Raw genomic sequence first — 20,464 nt, forward strand, 5'->3', positions numbered from 1 at the left:
GCCACTGAACACAGCTGTAACGGTTCCCGCAGGACGCGGGATAAATTCTCCGCAAGGGTTTGGTCGTGATTTGGGGGGATGGTGCCACCGTCTACCGCACCGTCGACTGACGGTTCGCCGTCCTCCGGGGAGGTCAAGGGACGCCTGGCCGCCACACCGAGAACGCAGTGGCCGAGCCACAAGAAAGCGCTTCTGATCGTCCTCGCGGTGCTGGCCCTGGTCGGCGGTGCAACCGTCATCGTCTTGGGCGAGATGCACACCGCAGCGGCGGCGCGCCAACTCGCCGCCGATCGCGAAGGGGCCCGGCTGGCAGGACAGCATTATCTGGAGGCGCTGGCCGCCGGCGATGCCGCCACCGCGGTGTCGCTGGCCGCCCAGCCACCCTCCGACAACCGTTTCCTCACCGACCAGATACTGCGCGCACAACTGGCTACCCTGCCGATCACCGACATCGCGGTCGCCAACGCACCAGGTGGCGCAGGCGGCGCCGAACCCGTGCTGCTGTCAGCGAGGTTCGGGACCATCCTTTCCCAGACCACGCTGCAGGCACGCAAGGTCGACGGACAGTGGAAACTGGACACCGCCACGGTGCCAGTGAGGATCGGTACCGATCCCGACGCGAAGGATCTGCGGATCGTCGCGCTGTCCGGGGTCCACACCGTCGGCGCCACCTCCGTGGATGTGTTCCCCGGCATCCTGCAGGTCTCGACTACCAACCAGTACGTGGACCTCACCGCGGACGTCAAACCTGCTCTGCTGGAAGCACTTACCGATCCGGCACAGCGTCCGGTCATCGTGCCTGCCGTCGCGCTCAACGACGCCGGACGGGACGCCGCACTGGCCGCGGTCGAACGTTTCCAAAAATCCTGCTACACCGGAGAACGCCCGTCATACCGGTGCTGCCCGACCGGAAACTGCGCACCTCCGCCCGAGGAGAATCACGGCATCGACAGGAATACAGTCCGAATCATCGGCCGGGAGAACATCGGTGAAATGACCTACAGCCTTGATCCGGCGACCATGCACGTGGCCGTCAGCGGCGTCATCCGCTACGACGGTGAGGCCCGGGTGTACGGGACCGTCCAACCCCTCACCTTCGACTTGCACTCCAGGAACAACCTCGTCGACCTGTCGCGGAGCCCACCGGAAGAAGTTTCCTGAACGACCCCGCCGTCCCGTGTTCTCAGGTCACGGCTCCCACGGGGCAGACACCTGATTGTGCCCCCGGAGGTGGTTGGCGCCGCTTCGGCCCACATGCCGGCGGGTTATGTTCGAGTGGAACCGACTCAAGGAGTGCCACTGTGTTTCCCGAACTCTTCTCCGTCGCAGGCAAGACCGCCCTGATCACCGGCGGGACCAGCGGCATCGGCCTGATGATCGCCGAGGGTTACCTGCGGGCAGGGGTGCGGGTGTACATCTCATCGCGCAAAACCGACGCCTGCCGCACCGCGCAGGAGACACTGTCGCAATTCGGTGAGGTGCATGCAATCCCGGCCGATGTCAGCACCGAAGACGGATGCCGCGGACTGATCGACGAGATCACGGCCCGCGAGGACCGCCTGCACATTCTGGTCAACAACGCCGGTGCCACCTGGGGTGCACCGTTCGAAACGTTTCCCGGCGCCGCGTTCGACAAGGTGTTGACGCTGAACGTGAAATCGCCGTTCATCCTGACCCAGCTCGCGCACTCGCTGCTGACTGCCGCCGCCACCGAAGACGATCCGGCCCGGGTGATCAACATCGGGTCGATCGACGGCATCATCGTGCCGCGGCTGGGTACGTTCTCCTACTCGGCTTCCAAGGCCGCCCTGCATCAGCTGACTCGGCATCTGGCGCACCAGCTGGCCCCGGACATCCTGGTGAATGCCATTGCACCAGGACCGTTTCCATCGAAGATGATGGCCGCCACGCTGGAAGCCGTCGGTGACCGGCTGGCGGCAAGCACCCCGGTGCAGCGGATCGGGCGCACCGAGGATGCCGCAGCGGCCGCTGTCTACCTGGCATCGCGGGCGGCGAATTTCGTCACCGGCGCGGTCATCCCGCTTGACGGTGGGCTGAGCACCACCGTCGGGCTGCAGACCTAGCGATGTCCACTCCGTCGGATACCGGAGTGCCCGAGCTCATCCCGGTTCTCCCCGCGCACCGCCTCGACGAGGAGGCACTGGAGCGCTACCTGCGCTCCACGCTCGACGGTTTCAGCGGCCCGCTGCAGGTACGGCAATTCCAGGGCGGCCAGAGCAACCCGACCTATCACCTGCGGGCCGACAGCGGCGAGTACGTGCTGCGAAAGAAGCCGCCCGGGGTGCTGCTGCCGCGGGCCCACGCCGTCGAACGTGAGTACCGCATCCTCGCGGCGCTGGCCGACACCGATGTCCCGGTCCCGCCGGTGCACCTGTTGTGTGAGGACGAGTCGGTGCTCGGTACCCCGTTCTTCGTGATGGATCACGTGCCGGGGCGGGTGTTCCCCAATCGCGCGATGCGCTCCGGCACGCCCGACGAACGGGCCGCCATCTACGAGGATCTGGCGCGGGTGCTGGGCGCCCTGCACAGTGTCGACTGGCGCGAGGTGGGCCTGGCGGATTTCGGCAGACCGGAGAACTACATGGCGCGGCAGGTGGCCCTGTGGACCCGGCAGTGGGAGGCGGCAAGCGTCGAAGAGATGCCGGCGATGGACTGGCTGGCGAAGTGGCTGCCGGAGCATTTGCCGCCCGACGAGGAGGCGACCATCGCCCACGGCGACTATCGACTGGGCAATGTGCTGATTCATCCGACGGAACCGCGGATCGTCGCTGTCCTGGACTGGGAGCTGTCGACCATCGGGCAGCCGCTGGCGGACCTGGGCTATGCGTGTATGACCTATCACCTCAGCGAAGGCCCGGGCAGCACCGCCGGACTCGCGGGCGAAGACCTGTCATCCACCGGGATCCCCGACGAGCGGGCGTTCGTGGCCAGCTATTGCCGCCACCTCGGCCGGGATATCCCCGGCTCACTCGGCATCTTTTTGGTGTTCTCCCTCTTCCGGCTCGCCTCGATCACCGCGGGTGTCTATCGGCGCGGGCTCGACGGCAATGCCGCGGACGCCCGGGCGGGCAGCGCCGTTTTTCGCGATCGCTACCGTGCGCTGGCCGAGCTCGGCTTCACCCTGGCCCAGGAGGCCTGACCGGCAGGTATCACTTGATATCGGTGTTCCACCGATCCGACGGCAGCATGGCTACGAATCCCCGCCGTGGATGTCGATAACGCTCAGCGGACCTCGCCGACCGAACCCGCCGGTGCCCGACAACTTGTCAGCCCCCGCAGCGAGGCGACGCGGGAGCACATCATTCGGGCCGCGCGCGATGCGTTCTGCACGCTGGGTTACGAGTCGACGACTTTCAAGGAGATCGCCGCACGCGCACGGGTGTCCCGGCCCACGGTCAACTACCACTTCGCCAACAAGATCGCGCTGTACCGCACCCTCGAGAATGACGCGGTGACCACGGTGCTGGCCGAGACCATCGAGCAGTCCAGCGGACAGGAGCAGGCGTTTCTCGCCGCCCTGCATGCCTTCGCGACGAAGCTGGTCTCCGCCGAGTCCGAGAACCGGACTCGGGCCGATTTCCTCATCACTGCCGTGCTGGAATCAGCGCGTCGCGCTGAACTGCAGGCGGTGGGCTCGACGGCCACCGCAGCTCTGCGGCAGCATCTGGGCGATCTGGTCACCGCGGCGATGCATCGCGGTGAGCTGCCTGCCGAGACGGATCTGGCCGCGATGGTCGAGTTCGCCCTGGCGACCTTGCTGGGCATGGGCCTGTGTGCACCCACCCGACATCGGCTGTCCACCGCCGGATCTTCGAGCTCCGCCCGGCACAGGCGCACTCCCAGGTTGTCGGAGCAACCGCGGCGGCGGACCGCGTGAAGAGCTAAGCCACCTCCGGAATGACCTCGGCGGCCAGCAATTCCAACGTCTCGTCGCTCCCCCGGTCATGGGTGAACAGAATTACCCGCTCAAAGCCCAAGTGCTGCAGCGCTCGGAGTTTTTCGACGATCATCGGCGGAGTTCCGACGAGACCGCTGTCGTGCAGACCGAATCCCGCTCCGCCGAAGCGCCGCTGGGCGACCTCACGCACCTTCGGAAGCGACGCATCGTCGGGCGCCAGCGCCAGCACCGCTTCGACCGACAACACGATCGAGGCCGGGTCGCGCCCGACATCCGCACACAGCCTGTGCAGCAGCCCGGCCTTGTGCGCCAGCTCCCCGAGCGCATAGGTCGGGACATTCCAGACGTCTGCGTGACTGGCGACCAGAGGCAGGGTGTATTTCTCGCCGACCCCGCCGACGGTGATCGGTGGTCCCGGCCGCTGCACCGGTCCGGGAAGGATGGGCATGTCACGGACGGTGTAGTGCTGTCCCGCGAAGTCGATGACGTTGTCGGCGAATGCCTGCCGCAGGATCTCCAACGTCTCGGCCAGCCGGGCGGACCGCTCGGCGAAGGAGCTCCAGGACAGGCCGGCCTTGGCGTGTTCCTCCTCGATGGAACCACTGCCGAGGCCGAGTTCGAGCCGCCCACCGGAGATTTGATCGAGGGTGGTCGCCATCTTGGCCAGCACGGCGGGGTGCCGAAACTGATTGCACAACACCAGGTGTCCGACCCGCAGCCGTTCGGTGGCGCCGAGCAGTGCGCTCGCCACCGTCCACGCTTCGAGCGAGGGCACACCGGGCATTCCGGGCCCGTAGAGGTGGTCATAGAGCCACAGCGACCGGATACCCAGTGCATCGCAGCGCTGAGCGCGATGCAGCACTTCTTGGTACGTGAATCCCATCTGCGGAACGTAGACACCGATGTCGAGTCCGGTCATGGACCGACAGTAACCGTTACATCGGCACCGAACATTGTCACGGTGGAAGTGTTTCGCCGTGTGGCGCCCGGTCCGGCAGGGATACTGTGCCTATGGCTGACCTCAACGTGCTGGGTGGACCGTTGGAACCGTGCAGTACTGATCCGATGACCGGTTTCTACCGCGACGGCTGCTGCTCGACCGGTCCCGAGGATGTCGGGCTGCACACCATCTGCACCTTCGTGACCAGCGAATTTCTGGAGCATCAGCGTTCGATTGGCAACGATCTGTCCACTCCGATGCCGGAGTACCGCTTCCCTGGGCTGAAACCTGGCGACCGCTGGTGTGTGACCGCGGTGAATTGGCTACGCGCACATCGGGACGGCAGCGCGGCGCCGGTGGTGCTGGCCGCGACCCACGCAAAGGCGCTGCAGGTGGTTCCGCTGGAGGTGCTGCGGGAGCACGCCGTCGATGTGCCTGATGATCTGGGCAGCCTGTGAGAGCGCCGGCGCAGCCGAAGATATGAGTTGACTGGCAGCGAAAGTTGCTGGCTGACTGGCTGATCCGGTCTCACCCTGCGAACCTGGTTCTGCGCCAGGCCGACGAACTACGGAGAAGAACTCGATCGCGGACCGGATGAACCATCGTCGGACACACCGGGCTCATTCGGTTTGATCAGCGGCAAGAAGACCTCGTCCACGATCTCTTCGATGGTGCGGTCCGGCACGGGCTGCAAGGTGAACATGATTTCGTACCGAAACAGATCCACCGGTAACCGGGCGATGCGGTCGGTGACATGTTCGGCCATGATCTCGCCGCGATCGATCGCCCGCTGGATGACATCGTCGAGAAAGCCGCCACGTCCGCCGAGCACGAACGCACTCAAGTCGGCCAGGTTCGTGCCCGACTCCTCATAGAAGGCGCCGAGTCGAGTGAACAACTGCGTCGCCAACCTGACCCGGCTCCCGTTGGCGGCCCGCAGCAGGCCGATCACATCCCCGCGGAGGCTGCCGGTGTCGGGTGCCGTCTTCGAATCCTGGCTTACCGCGTGAATCACCGCCGCTAGCACCAAGTCCTGCTTACTCGGCCAGCGTCGATACAGCACGGCCCGACTCGTCTGCGCCCGCGCCGCCACCGCGTCGAACGTCAGGTCGTCATAACCGTGCTCACCGATCTCGGTCCATGTCGCCTCCAGCAGCGCGTCCTGCAGCGCGCGACCCCGCCGCCGCTGCGGCGCCGCCGAAATAGGAGACATTGCGTTTCCTAACATGTCGGATTAGCTTCTTGGAGACGAAATGTATCTTAAAGCCAAGCCGCGCCTCCCGAAGGGGCGCTGCCGGTCTGTCGTTGAAGTGAAAGGACACCAGCGTGCGCATCCTTGTCTCCGGAGCCGGCATGGCCGGGCTCAGCGCCGGCATCAGCCTCGGTGCCACCGGTCACGATGTCACCGTCATCGAACGCGCACATCATCTGCGCACCAACGGTTCCCCCATCGACATCCGCGGCCGATCTCTCGAAATCACCAGCGCGATGGGTATTTTGGACCAGATAAAGCAACATCGGGTATCAATGACCGAGCAAACCCGATTCATCGATGACACCGGAACGGTGATCGCCAAGCTTCCTCTCGGCGTCGGCGTTGCCAACGACTCCATGGATGACATCGAAATCCCGCGCGAAGACCTCGCCCTCATTCTCCGAAATGCGATGCCCCCGTCGACCACCCTGATCTTCGACGAGTCGATCAAGGAACTTGTCGACCAGGGCGATGGTGTCGACGTCACCTTCACTTCGGGCCGCCAAGACCGGTTCGACATCGTCGTCGGCGCAGACGGTCTGCACTCACTGACCCGGCGCCTGGTCTTCGGACCCGAAAGCAGCTACCTGCAACATCTCGGCCTCTACGTCGCTCTGACCACTTTGCCCCCGGAGTCGGTCGGCGAGCAGGGCATCCTGAACTGGCCAGGCCACATGATCGGCATCGTCAGCTACCGCACCACCACCCTGGGCATTATGAACTTTCGCTCCCCTTGGCTCGACTACGACTACCGCGATCTCGACGCCCAAAAACAGATCCTGCTCAAGGAGTACGCCGGCCACAGCGAATGGCGCGTTCCGGAAATCCTGGACTCCGTACGCAAAGATGGGGAGCTGTACTTCGACTCGATCAGCCAAATCCACATGCCCAGTTGGCATCACGGTCGAATCGTGCTGGTCGGCGATGCCGCTCACTGCGCGTCCCCGTTGTCCGGCCGCGGCACGGCGGCGGCCATCCTCGGAACCTCGGCGCTCGCCGACGCGCTACTGAAACACCCGGACGACATCGCTGCGGCATTCCAGGACTACGAGGCCGATCACCGACCCTACGTATCCCACGCGCAAACGAGTGCGACCCCGGGCGGCGACCTCTTGGTCCCGCTCACCCAAGCAGATCTCGACGCCCGTAACACACAACTGCGCGAAGTGACGGCCTGAGCCGCCGCGCTCGACGGCTCGCATCCAGCCCGGCCCCAGTAGACAATCGTCACAAGTGGGTGCGGGCGTCGATGACGCGTTTGACTTCGAGGAGCGCCTGGCGCAGGGTGTCGGGATCGGTCGAGCCCAGCGCCAACCGGATCGCGTGTGGTACGTGGGACGATGTCGCGAAAGGCTCTGCGGTGGAGACGGATACGTGTTTCGCGGCCAGGGCGGTGGCCACCAGGTCGGCCCGGACGTCCTCGGGTAGAGGCAGCCACAGGAAGTACGACGATCGGTGACCGACCGGCTTCAACTCGCTCAGGACATCGCGCGCTAGGGTTTGTCGAAGCCACGCATCGTCGCGCTTGTGAGTTTCCAGCCGGGCGACGGTCCCGTCCTGAAGCCATTGGCAGGCGATCGCCGTCATCACTGCCGGGGTGTTCCAAGTGGTGGCACGAATCACACGCTCGATCGATGACACCAATGAGGCTGGCGCGGAGACGAATCCGATGCGGAGCCCGGTGCTCACGCTCTTGGACAGGCCCGAGACGTAGATGGTCGCCTCTGGGGCAAGTGCCGCGAGCGGCGGGGGCGGCTCGTCGACGAGGAAGGCATACGCGGCGTCTTCCATGATCAGCAGCCCATACCGTCGCGCAATCGCCACCAGTTGCTGCCGATGGTGTGTCGTACTGACCCATCCCATCGGGTTGTGCAACGTGGGCATCGTATAGATCGCCCGGACCCGCCGCGTCGAACACAGCTGCGCCAGGGCGTCAAGATCGGTGGCCGCACCGGCGGCAGGCAGTGGCGCCAACTCCAGGTGGAGTGTGTCGGCCAGCACCTTGAATCCGGGATAGGTCAACGAATCGACCGCGACGACGTCCCCGGGCTGCAGTGTCGCCATCACCGTGACGGCGAGCCCGTGTTGGGCTCCGTTGACGATGAGTACCTGATCGGCGCCGACTGTCAGGCCACGCCGGCGCAGGTGACGCGCCACGACAGAGCGTTCGTGGGGTCGCCCGCCGTGCGGCTGATAGCGCAGCAGCGACTCGAGGTCACCGGCGGAGGCGAGCTGGCGCAGCGCATGGCGGAGCAGATCAGCCTGACCGGGCACTGCGGGATAGTTGAAGGTCAGGTCCACCATGTCCGCGGCGACTGCCTGCTGGTCGATGCCCTGGCCCGGTGGCAGGGCGGTCTCCCGGACGAAGGTGCCCCGGCCGGGCTCGCCGCTGACCAGGCCCATGCCCTCGAGTTCGGCGTAGACCCGGGAGGCGGTCACCAGGGCAAGCCCTTCTGTGGCGGCGAGCTGGCGGTGGGTCGGTAAGCGCGTGCCAGAGGCCAGACGTCCCGAGCGGATGTCGGCAGCCATGGTGTCCACGACGCGCTTGTATCGGGGGGCGGGCACACCGGCATTGTATGCATGACAATTATTTGATCGTTCTGGATGTGCGCTTCTACTGTTGCTGCAGACGAACCGTGAAAGGGCGCAACGACATGCACATCGCCATCCTGACCTTCGAGGGCTACAACGAACTGGACTCCCTCATCGCGCTCGGCGTCCTCAACCGCGTGAAGAAGTCGGATTGGCGGGTGTCGATCGCCTGCCCGGCTCCGCGGGTGCGGTCGATGAACGGCGTGGTCATCGAGTCCATGGCCACCTTGGCCGAGGCAAGCGCGGCCGAGGCCGTCATCGTGGGCAGCGGTATGCAGACCCGCGAAGTCGTCGCCGACGGTGCACTGATGGCACAGATGCAATTCGACCCGTCACGCCAACTCCTGGCCGGACAGTGCTCCGGAACGTTGGTGTTGGCCAAGCTCGGTCTCCTCGACGGTGTGCCGGCCTGCACTGACTTGACAACCAAGCCGTGGGTGAAGGCAGCCGGCGTCGACGTCCTCAACCAGCCCCTGTTCGCCAAAGGCAACGTCGCGACAGCGGGCGGGTGTCTGGCCTCGCACTACCTGGCGGCGTGGATCATCGCCCGCCTCGTAGGCATCGACGCCGCCGAAGAAGCGTTGCACTACGTCGCGCCGGTCGGCGAGAAGGACGAGTACGTCACCCGCGCGATGCGCAACATCACCCCCTACCTCGCCGTCGATACCGCACCCGTCGCCACGGGTGCTCACTAGCCGCGACGCGCCGCTCAGGCTATTCATGTACCGATCAGCACAGTATTGACTATAAATGTACCCATCGGTACGGTCGAGGCGTGGCCAGGACACCGGACCCCCGCAAACGTGAGGAACTGTTGGCGGCGGTGGTCGGCTACCTCGAAGAGCACGGCGTCAACGATCTGTCGCTCGCGCCGATGGCAGAGGCGCTGGGTACGAGCAAACGCATGCTGCTCTACTACTTCGGCGATCGACAGAGCCTGCTGGAGCAGGCGATGAACGCCAGTCGCCCCAAAGCGGGCGACATCTTCGGAGACGTCGACAGTCCTCAGGACCTCGAAATCGCTTCCATGAAACTGTGGCACGCACTGACCAGAGGCGCGCAGCGCCGCAGCGTCAGGCTCCTGCTGCAGGTGCTGAGTCTGGCAACGACGGACCCGGAGAACTACGGCGAGTTCGCCACGACCGCAACCGATTTGATGCTGACTCCGATCACGAACGCCTTCCGCGACGCAGGTTTCGCGGCCAAGGATGCGGCGATGCGGGCGACGCTGGTGGTGTCCGGCCTTCGGGGGCTGTGCCAAGACCTACTCATCAGTGGCGACCGGGCGAGAGTCGACGCTGCAGCGCAGTTGATGGTCAAGGCCGCCGTCACCCCCGCCTGACAACCGGTCTTCATCGGGTCAGTAGCGGTCGCACTTCCGTACCGATGAACCTGACGAAGGATTCGATATCGGCATCGGCGGTGGGCTGCAGGACGATGGTGTCGACACCGGCGTCGATCCAGCGGCGGGCGGCAACCGCGATCTCGTTGGCGGACCCGTGGGCGGTGACGTCCTGAGTCGAGTCGAAATTCCAGTGCTGCACCTCGGCAACGGCCTCGGCGTCAGCATCGGGACCCGTGGTGCACAGGATGTAGACGACAATCGAATGCGGCGCAGCGTCGGAACGCTTCTGCCGACCGGAAGTGATGTGCGCCAATGCTTCCCGAACCCCGGTCGGCGTGGTACCGCTGGAGAGAATGGTTCCACTCGCCAGTTCCCCGCTCAGTTGTAGCGTTTTCGGACCGCCCGCAGCCGCAAGGAGTTCGGTGTTCGGGTTCGGCGGCCATTCCAGACACACGTCGACCAACGAGATGTATTTGCCTGCATAGGTGACTGTTTCGCCTCGCAGTAATGCCGTAAGGCAGGTGAGGTACTCGCGCAGATAGGTCATGGGCGATGCGACTTTGGCGCCGATCTGCGCCATCCAATCCTGGACGCCGTGACCGACTCCGATGCGCACCCGGCCCGGGAAGCTGCGCTCCAGAGTGGCGATCTCCATCGCAGTCAGTGCGACATTGCGCATGGGCGCTGGTAGCACACCGACACCGACGGCCATTGTGGTGCTGTTGGCCAGCGCGATCCCAGCCGCCGATATTCCGCCGGACGCGAAACAGTCTTCCCACAGCCACATTTCGTCGACGCCTGCGTCGTCCGCTGCCCGCGCCGCCGCCGCGAGCGTCTCGGGTGCATATTGAGGCCGGAAGACGGTGCCGATACGCAGTGCCGGCCGTTCGGTTTCGGTCATCATTCATCCTTCTTCTGAGCTTGCGCCTGGGCGTGGAGCCGACCGGCCTGGTAGGAGGAGCGCACGAGCGGGCCAGACAGTACCCCGAGGAACCCGATCTGGCGAGCTTTGTCGGCGTGCGCGACGAACTCATCGGGCTTGGCCCATCGCACCACGGGGTGGTGTCGCGGTGAAGGCCTCAGGTACTGCGTGATGGTGAGAAGCTGGCATCCTGCTTCGTGCAGATCGTAGAGGGCGCCGGTCACTTCGTCGGGATATTCGCCGAGGCCAAGGATGAGATTCGATTTAGTGATCAACCCCGCCTCGCGCGCCTTGGTCAGCACCTGCAGAGACCGTTCGTAGCGAAATCCAGGGCGGACGCGGCGAAATATCCGCGGAACGGTTTCGACATTGTGCGCCAGGACTTCTGGGCGGGATGCGAAGATCTGGGCGAGATGCTGATCACTACCGTTGAAATCTGGGATGAGTAGTTCCACACCCGGCGCCGTGGGTAGAGCATGTATCTGCCGGACCGCCTCGGCGTAGAGCCACGCTCCGCCGTCGGGCAGGTCGTCACGAGCGACGCCGGTGACCGTGGCGTACCGAAGACCCATGGCCGCCACGGATTCGGCCACCCGTCGGGGTTCGTCGGTGTCCAGAGGGCCCGGCTTACCTGTGTCGATCTGGCAGAAATCACACCGCCGGGTACATTGCTCTCCCCCGATCAGGAAGGTGGCCTCGCCGTTCTCCCAACATTCGAAGATGTTGGGACACCCGGCTTCTCGGCATACGGTACGTAAACCGTTGCCCTGGACAGCACCATCGATGCGACGGAACTCGGGACCGGTCTGCACCCGAGCCTTCATCCAGGCCGGCTTGCGTTCCAACGGAGTCGCCGAGTTGCGAACCTCCAAGCGCAACAACGGTCGCCCGGGGGGAACTACTACCGTCATCGGAGCCTCCAGCTCATGCTTTGCACACAGATCATTAAAGGGGAATATAGCGGAAATCGATCGCCAGAACGATCATTGCTGACTAATATCGTTGGATAATCAACGATCGCGATCGGTACACCGAACGAACAGAAAGCGCGGCGATGACCACGACGATCAGTCCGATCGACCACGAACTGTCGACGTTCGCGATCAGCTGGTTGCCCCACGGCGGCCAGACTCAGCCCGGCACCGCCGAACGTCTTCTAGGCACTGATAGGGCGGATCGTGGAACGGCGCCGTATCCGGCGTAGCGAATCCGTGGTGAAGACGACCAGCGCAGACCAGATAAGCGCGAAGCCGAGCCACGTTGTCCCAGAAAGGTGTTCGTGACTGATCAGAACGGCCCATGCCATTTGCAGAATCGGCGTCACGTACTGGAGCAGGCCAATGATGACGACGGGTAAGCGCTGAGCGGCAGCGCCGAACAACAGCAGTGGCACCGCCGTGATCGGCCCGCACGCTGCCAGCAGAAGCAGCTGAGCGGCACCCCCAGCGAGGTGCGCCTGACCCGTCGCGGTCAACACAACCAGATAGGCCACGGCGAACGGTGTCAAGACGATCGCCTCGGCGGTCAGACTGGTACGCGGCGGAATCGGGACGACTCTCTTGATCACACCGTAGAGCGCGAATGTGGCCGCCAGACCCAATGCGATCAACGGCGGCCGCCCGTAGGCGACCGTGACGACGACCACCGCTATCACCGCGATACCGATCGCGAGGGCCTGAATCTTGGCAAGGCGCTCACGGAAAACGAGTACTCCGATGGCAACGCTGACCAGCGGATTGATGAAATACCCCAGCGCAGCCTCGCCGACATGTCCCGACAGCGCGGCGTAGATGTAGATACCCCAGTTGGTGGAGATCAGCGCCGCGGCCACTGCGGCAAGCCCCCAGGTCCGGGTGGGCAATCCGCGCAGTGAGCCCAGTTGGCGCCCGACCGCGAGTACTGCCACCATCAACACCAGGGTCCAGGCCGCGCGGTGCGCCAAAATCTCCAGGGGTTGGGCGAAGCTGAGTAGACCGAAGAACGCCGGGAACAGCCCCCAGATGGTGTAAGCACCTAAGCCGTAGGCATATCCGCGGGAGGAGCCCTGTTCCGGCCTGTCCATCAGCATTCGACGAGATTCACGCCGACGTTGATCGCGAGCCCGCCCAGGGCGGTCTCTTTGTACTTCGAACTCATATCGCGCCCGGTGGTGCGCATGGTGGCGATCACCTGATCGAGGCTAACCCGGTGGCAACCATCGCCACGCAACGCCATCTTCGCCGCGGTGATGGCCTTGTTCGCCGAAATGGCATTGCGCTCGATACAGGGAATCTGGACCAGCCCACCGATCGGGTCGCAGGTCAGTCCCAAGCAATGCTCCATGGCGATCTCGGCCGCATTCTCCACTTGCAGTGTTGTGCCACCGAGGATTTCGGCCAATGCGCCGGCGGCCATCGAGGCGGCAGATCCGACCTCTCCCTGGCAGCCCACCTCAGCTCCGGAGATGGATGCCTGCTGTTTGTAGAGTGAACCGATCGCCCCGGCAGTGAGTAGAAATCGCACGGCCACGCCGTCGGGATCAGCTCGACCTGCGGCTGTGTAGTGCTCGGCGTAGTGCAGCACGGCAGGGATGATCCCGGCCGCTCCGTTGGTCGGAGCAGTGACCACCCGCCCACCGGAAGCGTTCTCCTCGTTGACCGCCAAGGCGATGAGGTTGACCCAGTCCTCGGCGAATTCGGGCTTCTTGTCAGGATCTTCCTTCGAGAGGCGCTGATGCCATTGGTGTGCGCGGCGCCGGACCTGCAAAACGCCGGGAAGCATACCGGTCCGGCCCATGCCGCTGGCCGCGCACTGGTGCATGGCGTCGCGGATATGCAACAAATCCTTGGCGATATCAGCGTCAGGATGAAGCGACTTCTCGTGCGCACCCTGAAGTTCGGAGATCTTCATCTGATGGCAGTTGGCCAGCGTCAGCAGATTGGCGGCGGTGGAAAAGCTGTAGGGCGAAGAACCTTCGATGGCCGCTGCCCCCAGGTCATCGCCGTCGCTTACGACGAAGCCACCGCCCACCGAGTAGTACGTGCGTTTCAGCAGGTCGCTATCATCGCCCACCGCAGTGAATTCCATTGCATTGGGGTGGTATTCGAGCGTCTCAGTCGGCCGCCGGGTGAGATCTTCGACAGACAGCGCGATCGAGAGCTGCCCCGCCAGCCGGACCCGTCCGGTCCTGCGCTGGCGGGTCAGCACGGCGTCGATCTCCGATACCTCGACTGTCGCGGGATCCAGCCCTTCCAGCCCGAGCATGATGGCGGTGAAGGTTCCGTGCCCATCGCCCGTGGCCGCCAGTGACCCGTAGATGGTGATCGCAAGTTCATCGACGTAGTGAACCAGTCCGAGCCGGTACAGTTCGGCGGCGAAGCTCGCGGCGGCCCGCATCGGCCCGACAGTGTGTGAGCTCGAAGGCCCAATTCCGATGGAGAAGAGGTCAAATACGCTGACAGTCAAGGTGGTTCACAGCCCTGGGTAGAGGGGGTATCGGCTGGCAAGGGCCCGGACCTGGAGGCGGATACCGTCTAGCGCGGCCGCGTCGGGCGCGGTCAGGGCTTGAGCGATCAGATCGGCAACGTGACCGAAATCGGCCAGATTGAACCCGCGGGACGCCAGCGCGGCGGTTCCGATGCGTAGCCCCGAGGTCACCATCGGGGGTCGCGGATCGAAAGGTACGGCGTTGCGGTTAACGGTGATGTCAACAGCGGCCAGGCGGTCCTCGGCTTGCTGCCCGTCGATATCGGCGTGGCGGAGGTCGACAAGCACGAGGTGGACGTCGGTGCCCCCGGTCAGGACGGTAATACCGGCATCGGTCACGTCACTACAGCCGAGCCGCTCAGCCAGGATTCGGGCTCCATCGAGGCACCGTCTTTGTCGGACCACGAATTCCGGCTCGGCGGCCATCTTGAATGCCGTGGCTTTGGCAGCGATCACGTGCTCCAGCGGTCCGCCCTGCTGACCAGGAAACACCGCCGAGTTGATCTTCTTCGCCACCGCAGCGTCATCGGTCAGAATGATCCCGCCGCGAGGTCCGCCAAGGGTTTTATGGGTAGTCGAGGTGGTGACATGCGCATGCGGGACCGGCGACGGATGCAGACCCGCGGCGACCAGACCGGCGAAGTGCGCCATATCGACCATCAGCAGGGCATCGACCTCGTCGGCGATCTCCCGGAATCGGGTGAAATCCAGCTGCCGCGGATAGGCCGACCAGCCGGCGATGATGAGCTTGGGCCGGTGTTCGCGGGCAGCTTCGGCGACGGCATCCATATCGATGAGGTAGTCATGCTTCGAGACCTCGTAAGCGGCGACGTTATAGAGCTTGCCCGAGAAGTTGATGCGCATGCCGTGGGTGAGGTGTCCACCGTGGGCGAGCAGCAGACCCAGGATGGTGTCACCGGGGGTAAGCAGTGCGTGCATAACCGCCGCGTTGGCGCTGGCGCCGGAATGCGGTTGTACATTTGCGAATTCGGCACCAAAGAGCGCCTTGACCCGGTCGATGGCGAGTTGCTCCACACCGTCGATGAATTCGCAGCCACCGTAGTAGCGGCGGCCCGGATACCCTTCGGCGTATTTATTGGTCAACACCGAGCCTTGGGCCTGCATCACCGCCAGCGGCGCGTAGTTCTCCGAGGCGATCATCTCCAAACCCGTCTTCTGACGTATCAATTCGTCGTGCAGCAGCGTGGCAACAGCGGGGTCGAACGTGGCTAGCGGTTCGTCTAAGACGCTCATCCGTTGATTCCGTTCTTCTCGGCGTAATCGGCGGCAGAGAGCAGCTCACCGGGCGTGGTCGGGGCGACGGTGAACAGCCAGCCCCTCCCGTAGGGATCGGCGGAGACGATGGCGGGGTCATCCACGGCGGTCTGGTTGATTTCGGCGACTCTCCCGCTGACCGGCGGGAACAATTCGGAGACCGTTTTGGTGGATTCGACTTCACCGCAGGCTTCCCCGACAGTGACGCTGGCTCCGACCTCGGGAAGGTCTAGATAGACTAATTCTCCGAGATTCTCGGCGGCCAGGCGGGTGATACCGATCCGGACCGGCCGGTCGGTATCGAGGTCACCCGCGGACGTCACCAAAACCCACTCATGGTCCTCGGTGTACAGGCGGTCGGTGGGCAGCTCGGCGGTCATATCTGATTCCTTTCGGGGCGGACGTAAAAGGGCAGGGCGGTAACCGTGAACTCGGCGGTGTTACCGCGGATGTCCACGTTCAGGACGGTGCCGGGTTCGCCAAGTACGGCATCGACGAAACCCAGCGCAATCGGGCAGCCCAGTGTCGGGGACAGCGCACCGGAGGTCACTTCACCGACATCGGTACCGGCGTTGCGGATGCGATAACCCGCGCGGGCGGCGCGTCGTCCCGTACCCACCAGCCCGACGAGCCGCCGAGATGCGGGCACCCCTGATTTCCGTTGCAGTGCTTCGGCTCCGACGAATTCCTTGTTGAGTCTGATGAGCCTGCCGAGGCCGGCGTCGTAGGGGTTGGTCGCCACGGTCAGTTCGTGGCCATACAGGGCCATCCCTGCCTCTAGGCGCAACGTATCGCGCGCGGCCAACCCAGCCGGGATCCCGCCGCACTCTTCGGTGGCCTTTGCCAGGCTGCGCCACAGCTGGGGCGCCTCCGAGTTGGGCATGTAGAGCTCGAAACCGTCTTCACCGGTGTACCCCGTTCTGGCGAGTAGCACGTCGGTGCCGGCAACTCGGGCCGGCGTGCTGGCGTAGTATTTCAACTCCGCGAGGACAGCCGGGCCTGTTTCATCCATCAGCGCCGTCAGGATCGCCGCTGCCTCGGGACCTTGCACAGCGAGGAGGGCCGTTTCGGCCGATTCGTCGGCGATGTCCACATCGAACCCAACTGCACGAGAGCTTAATTCGGCGAATACGATCGCGGCGTTGGACGCGTTGGCCACGACCAGGAAGCTGACGTCGGCGAGCCGGTAGACGACGAGGTCGTCGAGCACGCCACCATCCTCGTTGCACAGCAGCGAATATTTCGCACGTCCGACCTTGACCGCGGAGAGTTCCCCGACCAGTGCGTAATCGAGCAGTGCAGCAGCGTCCGGCCCACATACCCAGATCTCACCCATATGCGACAGATCGAATAGCCCGGCCGCCGTGCGCACCGCGTGGTGCTCGGCGAGCTCACTTCGATATTTCAGCGGCATCTGCCACCCGGCGAAATCGGTGAATGTTGCGTTGAGAAGTCGGTGTTCGGTGAGTAGGGGTGTCTCGTTGGTCATACCAGGACCTCATCTCTGTTCGGTGGGATGTCGGCAGCGAAATCCTCGGGGGCCGGGCACGAGCACGCCAGGTTGCGGTCACCGTAGACTCCGTCGATGCGACGAACAGGTGGCCAGTACTTGTCCCCCTGGGCGCCAGAGGGGTAGGCGGCAGTACGCCTGCTGTACGGCAGCTCCCACTGGTCGGCGCAGACCTGCTCGGCGGTGTGCGGCGCTTGCCGCAACGGGCTGCGCTCCAGTTCGTAACGCCCTGAACTGATTTGGTCGATCTCAGCGCTAATGGCGATCATCGCGTCGACGAAGCGGTCCAGTTCGGCGAGATTTTCCGACTCGGTCGGCTCGACCATCAGTGTGCCGTTCACCGGGAAGGACAACGTCGGGGCGTGAAAACCGTAGTCGATGAGCCGTTTGGCAACATCCTCAGCGGTGACACCAGTCGCCCTGGTAATGGCACGCAAATCGAGGATACATTCGTGGGCCACCAGCCCGCCCGGCCCGGTGTAGAGCACCGGGTAGTACGGATCAAGCTGGCGGGCCAGGTAATTCGCTGAGAGTACCGCGTTCTCAGTTGCGGCACGCAGGCCATCGGGGCCCATCAGGGCGATATACGCCCAAGTGATCGGCAAGATACCCGCCGAGCCATGGTTGGCGGCCGACACCGGAGGGGACTTCGCTGCACCGTCTAGCGGATCTCCGGGCAGGAACGGTGCCAGATGAGCGCGCACCGCGACCGGGCCGACACCCGGTCCCCCGCCCCCGTGTGGAATGCAGAACGTCTTGTGCAGATTCAGGTGAGAGACGTCGCCGCCGAAATCACCCGGTCGAGCCAGTCCGACCAGCGCGTTGAGATTTGCTCCATCGATATAGACCTGGCCGCCGGCCCGATGGACCTTGTCGCAGATCTGCCGGACATCGGTCTCATAGACGCCGTGGGTGGAGGGGTAGGTGACCATGATGGCGGCTACGCGACCGGCGTGCGCGGTGAGATTGGCGGTCAGATCACCGATATCGATACTCCCGCTGGGAGCTGTGGCGACGACGACGACCCGCATCCCCGCCAGCACCGCGGACGCAGCGTTGGTGCCGTGGGCGGACTGCGGAATCAGGCAGATATCGCGCTGCGGTTCACCCCGCGATGCGTGGTAACCGCGGATGGCCAGCAGTCCTGCCAGCTCGCCTTGCGAACCTGCGTTGGGTTGCAGGGAAACATGGTCGTAACCGGTGATCTCGGCCAACCAGTTCTGCAGGTCGGTGATGAGTTCGCGGTAGCCGCGGGTCTGCTCGGGCGGGGCGAAAGGGTGGATACCGGCGAATCCGGGCCAGCTGATGGGTTCCATCTCGACAGCCGCGTTGAGCTTCATCGTGCACGAGCCCAGCGGGATCATCGTCCGGTCCAACGCCAGGTCCTTATCGGACAGCGCGCGCAAGTACCGCAACATCGACGTTTCCGAGTGGTATTGATGAAAGGTTTTGTGCAGCAAGAACGTCGACGTTCGCGCCAGTCGTGCGGGGATCGGCGCCGGCGAGGAGGGAGCCGGTTGGGCGCCGAACGCGCGCAACACCCGGGCGACGATGTCTGCCGTGGTGGTCTCGTCACAGGAGATCCCGACGTGCGCTGCGTCGACGCGACGCAGATTGATGCCGTCCGCGGCAGCGCGAGCTACTACCTTCTTCGCACTGTGACCGACACGCGCGACGATGGTGTCGAAGTAGTCGGCATGCACGATGCCGATACCCGTCGCCGCCAGACCGGCGGCGATCGCTGCGGCGTGGCCATGCACCCGGGTCGCGATCGCGGCCAGACCGTCGGGTCCGTGGTAAACGGCATACATTGCAGCAACATTCGCCAGTAGAGCCTGCGCGGTGCAGACATTGCTCGTCGCCTTATCCCGGCGGATGTGCTGTTCGCGGGTCTGCAGGGCAAGCCGGTATGCCGCCGCCCCGTCGCGGTCACGGGATACCCCGACCAACCGCCCTGGCAGCAGCCGCTCCAGACCCTCTCGCACCGCGATGAAACCGGCGTGTGGTCCGCCGAAGAACAATGGCACACCGAAGCGTTGTGCCGATCCGACCGCAACATCGGCCCCTAGGTCACCCGGCGGCGCGAACAGGGTGGCGGCCAATAGATCGGTCGCGACTGTTACGAGCGCGCCGCGCGCCTGCGCCGCCGCGCAGGCCGCTCGGATATCGCGGACAACACCGCTGGCGCCGGGGTTCTGGATGACGACACCGAAATAGTCACGATCGGGCAGACCGGCGCAGATGTCTGCATAGATCACTTCGATGCCCATGGCGGCGGCGCGGCCGGTCACGACGGCGACGGTCTGCGGTAGGCATTCGGTATCCAGGACGACGGCGTCTGCGCGCTGCCCCTTAGACGCACGGCGCATCAGCAGGATCGCTTCGACGACTGCGGTCGCCTCGTCAAGCAGCGATGCGCCGGCCACTGGCAGGCCGGTGAGGTCGGCGACCACGGTCTGAAAGGTCAGTAACGCCTCAAGGCGGCCCTGCGAGATCTCGGGCTGGTACGGGGTGTAGGACGTGTACCAAGCCGGAGATTCCAGCATGTTGCGGCGCAGGACCGGCGGGGTGATGGTGTCGTAATAGCCGAGCCCGATCATCTGAACGTGCTGATGATTGCTCTCCGCCATCCGGCGGAGTTCGGCCAGAGCATCTGATTCCGAACGCGCATCGGGAAGGGAAAGCAACGCGTGCGTCCGGATCACCGGAGGCACGGCAGCGTCGATCAGCGCGCCCAGCGAGTCGAAACCCACGCGCTGCAGCATCTGCAGCCGCTCGCGATCATCTGGCCCGATATGGCGTTCGGGGAAAGTAAAAACAGGTATTTCATTGCGGGGCAAAGGATCTCCAGGTTTGTCTCGGATTCCGAGCTTCCTTGATGGACCCTCCCCGCTCTGTCCTTGCACCTGAGAGATTTGCGCACCGCGCGGGCACGCTCTTCACCTTCGGTAAGTGCCGAAGGGGCACTTTCTCCAGAGTTGCCTCGTCATTGCGGTGCTGGGCCTGAGAGATTCCCGGGGAGGACTTGCTCCTACGGCGCCCCCAGATCGGAGGTTCTCCCGCTATGAGTCGACGGCGTATTCAGTTGTACTGCCGACACAGTGAACCACACACCGTTCGGGAAACCGAGCGAAATCATGTTTCAGAACGGTCAAACAACAGGCGAGCCGTGCGAAGCGCCGCTACATTGAGCCCATGCGGTCGCCGAAGCGTTCCTTGTCAACCGGCGATGCGGCCGCAG

The 20,464-nt window shown here is 64.5% G+C and carries 19 protein-coding genes and 1 riboswitch; of the genes, 8 read left to right on the forward strand and 11 right to left on the reverse strand.

Annotation, left to right across the window (positions count from 1 at the left end):
• The first annotated feature begins 78 nt into the window (after nucleotides 1-78).
• From H7J73_RS22775 to H7J73_RS22790, 4 genes are all read left to right on the forward strand, one after another.
• On the forward strand, nucleotides 79-1,161 hold the full coding sequence (locus H7J73_RS22775; protein WP_264069980.1) for a hypothetical protein: 1,083 nt from the start codon (nucleotides 79-81) through the stop codon (nucleotides 1,159-1,161).
• A gap of 140 nt (nucleotides 1,162-1,301) precedes the next feature.
• A complete protein-coding gene (locus H7J73_RS22780) occupies nucleotides 1,302-2,084 on the forward strand; it encodes an SDR family oxidoreductase (RefSeq protein WP_264069981.1) in 783 nt (260 codons plus the stop codon).
• Nucleotides 2,085-2,086: 2 nt separating this feature from the next.
• Complete coding sequence (locus H7J73_RS22785; protein ID WP_264069982.1) at nucleotides 2,087-3,160, forward strand: phosphotransferase family protein; 1,074 nt, start codon at nucleotides 2,087-2,089, stop codon at nucleotides 3,158-3,160.
• Between the two features lie 66 nt (nucleotides 3,161-3,226).
• Nucleotides 3,227-3,898: a TetR/AcrR family transcriptional regulator gene (locus H7J73_RS22790; RefSeq protein ID WP_264069983.1), complete on the forward strand. Its 672-nt coding sequence runs from the start codon at nucleotides 3,227-3,229 to the stop codon at nucleotides 3,896-3,898.
• Nucleotides 3,899-3,902: 4 nt separating this feature from the next.
• On the opposite strand, the gene H7J73_RS22795 is transcribed toward H7J73_RS22790, so the two are convergent.
• Nucleotides 3,903-4,838 carry an LLM class flavin-dependent oxidoreductase gene (locus H7J73_RS22795; protein WP_264069984.1) on the reverse strand — a complete coding sequence of 312 codons (936 nt, stop codon included), beginning with the start codon at nucleotides 4,836-4,838 and terminating at the stop codon, nucleotides 3,903-3,905.
• Between the two features lie 92 nt (nucleotides 4,839-4,930).
• Here H7J73_RS22795 and H7J73_RS22800 point away from each other — a divergent pair, with 92 nt between their 5' ends.
• Nucleotides 4,931-5,317: a DUF2237 family protein gene (locus H7J73_RS22800; RefSeq protein ID WP_264069985.1), complete on the forward strand. Its 387-nt coding sequence runs from the start codon at nucleotides 4,931-4,933 to the stop codon at nucleotides 5,315-5,317.
• Nucleotides 5,318-5,424: 107 nt separating this feature from the next.
• Here H7J73_RS22800 and H7J73_RS22805 read toward each other — a convergent pair whose 3' ends face one another.
• The gene (locus H7J73_RS22805) at nucleotides 5,425-6,072 is read right to left on the reverse strand and encodes a TetR/AcrR family transcriptional regulator (RefSeq protein ID WP_264069986.1); all 648 of its coding nucleotides are present in this window, start codon (nucleotides 6,070-6,072) and stop codon (nucleotides 5,425-5,427) included.
• 113 nt (nucleotides 6,073-6,185) lie between these two features.
• On the opposite strand from H7J73_RS22805, the gene H7J73_RS22810 reads away from it, so the two are divergent.
• Nucleotides 6,186-7,292: an FAD-dependent monooxygenase gene (locus tag H7J73_RS22810; RefSeq protein ID WP_264069987.1), complete on the forward strand. Its 1,107-nt coding sequence runs from the start codon at nucleotides 6,186-6,188 to the stop codon at nucleotides 7,290-7,292.
• Between the two features lie 49 nt (nucleotides 7,293-7,341).
• On the opposite strand, the gene H7J73_RS22815 is transcribed toward H7J73_RS22810, so the two are convergent.
• The gene (locus H7J73_RS22815; protein WP_264069989.1) at nucleotides 7,342-8,679 is read right to left on the reverse strand and encodes an aminotransferase-like domain-containing protein; all 1,338 of its coding nucleotides are present in this window, start codon (nucleotides 8,677-8,679) and stop codon (nucleotides 7,342-7,344) included.
• Between the two features lie 89 nt (nucleotides 8,680-8,768).
• Here H7J73_RS22815 and H7J73_RS22820 point away from each other — a divergent pair, with 89 nt between their 5' ends.
• Both H7J73_RS22820 and H7J73_RS22825 read left to right on the forward strand, forming a co-directional pair.
• Nucleotides 8,769-9,401: a DJ-1/PfpI family protein gene (locus H7J73_RS22820; protein WP_264069990.1), complete on the forward strand. Its 633-nt coding sequence runs from the start codon at nucleotides 8,769-8,771 to the stop codon at nucleotides 9,399-9,401.
• A gap of 80 nt (nucleotides 9,402-9,481) precedes the next feature.
• Nucleotides 9,482-10,048: a TetR/AcrR family transcriptional regulator gene (locus tag H7J73_RS22825; protein ID WP_264069992.1), complete on the forward strand. Its 567-nt coding sequence runs from the start codon at nucleotides 9,482-9,484 to the stop codon at nucleotides 10,046-10,048.
• A gap of 10 nt (nucleotides 10,049-10,058) precedes the next feature.
• Here the strand turns inward: H7J73_RS22825 and H7J73_RS22830 are convergent, their stop codons facing one another.
• From H7J73_RS22830 to gcvP, 8 genes are all read right to left on the reverse strand, one after another.
• A complete protein-coding gene (locus H7J73_RS22830; RefSeq protein ID WP_264069993.1) occupies nucleotides 10,059-10,952 on the reverse strand; it encodes an LLM class flavin-dependent oxidoreductase in 894 nt (297 codons plus the stop codon).
• Nucleotides 10,952-11,884 carry a lipoyl synthase gene (gene lipA / locus H7J73_RS22835; protein ID WP_264069994.1) on the reverse strand — a complete coding sequence of 311 codons (933 nt, stop codon included), beginning with the start codon at nucleotides 11,882-11,884 and terminating at the stop codon, nucleotides 10,952-10,954. Before lipA ends, H7J73_RS22830 begins: the two co-directional genes overlap by 1 nt.
• Before the next feature lie 245 nt (nucleotides 11,885-12,129).
• Complete coding sequence (gene rarD / locus H7J73_RS22840; RefSeq protein WP_264069995.1) at nucleotides 12,130-13,041, reverse strand: EamA family transporter RarD; 912 nt, start codon at nucleotides 13,039-13,041, stop codon at nucleotides 12,130-12,132.
• Complete coding sequence (locus H7J73_RS22845) at nucleotides 13,035-14,417, reverse strand: L-serine ammonia-lyase (protein ID WP_264069996.1); 1,383 nt, start codon at nucleotides 14,415-14,417, stop codon at nucleotides 13,035-13,037. The genes rarD and H7J73_RS22845 overlap by 7 nt, the downstream gene beginning before the upstream one ends.
• A gap of 6 nt (nucleotides 14,418-14,423) precedes the next feature.
• A complete protein-coding gene (gene glyA, locus H7J73_RS22850) occupies nucleotides 14,424-15,692 on the reverse strand; it encodes a serine hydroxymethyltransferase (protein WP_264069997.1) in 1,269 nt (422 codons plus the stop codon).
• Nucleotides 15,689-16,093 (reverse strand): glycine cleavage system protein H, encoded by a 405-nt coding sequence (locus H7J73_RS22855; protein WP_264069998.1) that lies wholly within the window; start codon nucleotides 16,091-16,093, stop codon nucleotides 15,689-15,691. Before H7J73_RS22855 ends, glyA begins: the two co-directional genes overlap by 4 nt.
• Nucleotides 16,090-17,202, reverse strand: coding sequence for a glycine cleavage system aminomethyltransferase GcvT (gene gcvT / locus H7J73_RS22860; protein WP_264069999.1), 1,113 nt, complete (start codon nucleotides 17,200-17,202; stop codon nucleotides 16,090-16,092). The genes H7J73_RS22855 and gcvT overlap by 4 nt, the downstream gene beginning before the upstream one ends.
• Nucleotides 17,199-20,048, reverse strand: coding sequence for an aminomethyl-transferring glycine dehydrogenase (gcvP, locus tag H7J73_RS22865; protein ID WP_264070009.1), 2,850 nt, complete (start codon nucleotides 20,046-20,048; stop codon nucleotides 17,199-17,201). Before gcvP ends, gcvT begins: the two co-directional genes overlap by 4 nt.
• Nucleotides 20,049-20,205: 157 nt before the next feature.
• Nucleotides 20,206-20,295: riboswitch (glycine riboswitch) on the reverse strand.
• Between the last annotated feature and the right edge of the window lie 169 nt (nucleotides 20,296-20,464).

The sequence above is a fragment of the Mycolicibacterium komossense genome, assembly GCF_025822605.1.
In the GTDB taxonomy this organism is placed as follows: Bacteria; Actinomycetota; Actinomycetes; order Mycobacteriales; family Mycobacteriaceae; genus Mycobacterium; species Mycobacterium komossense.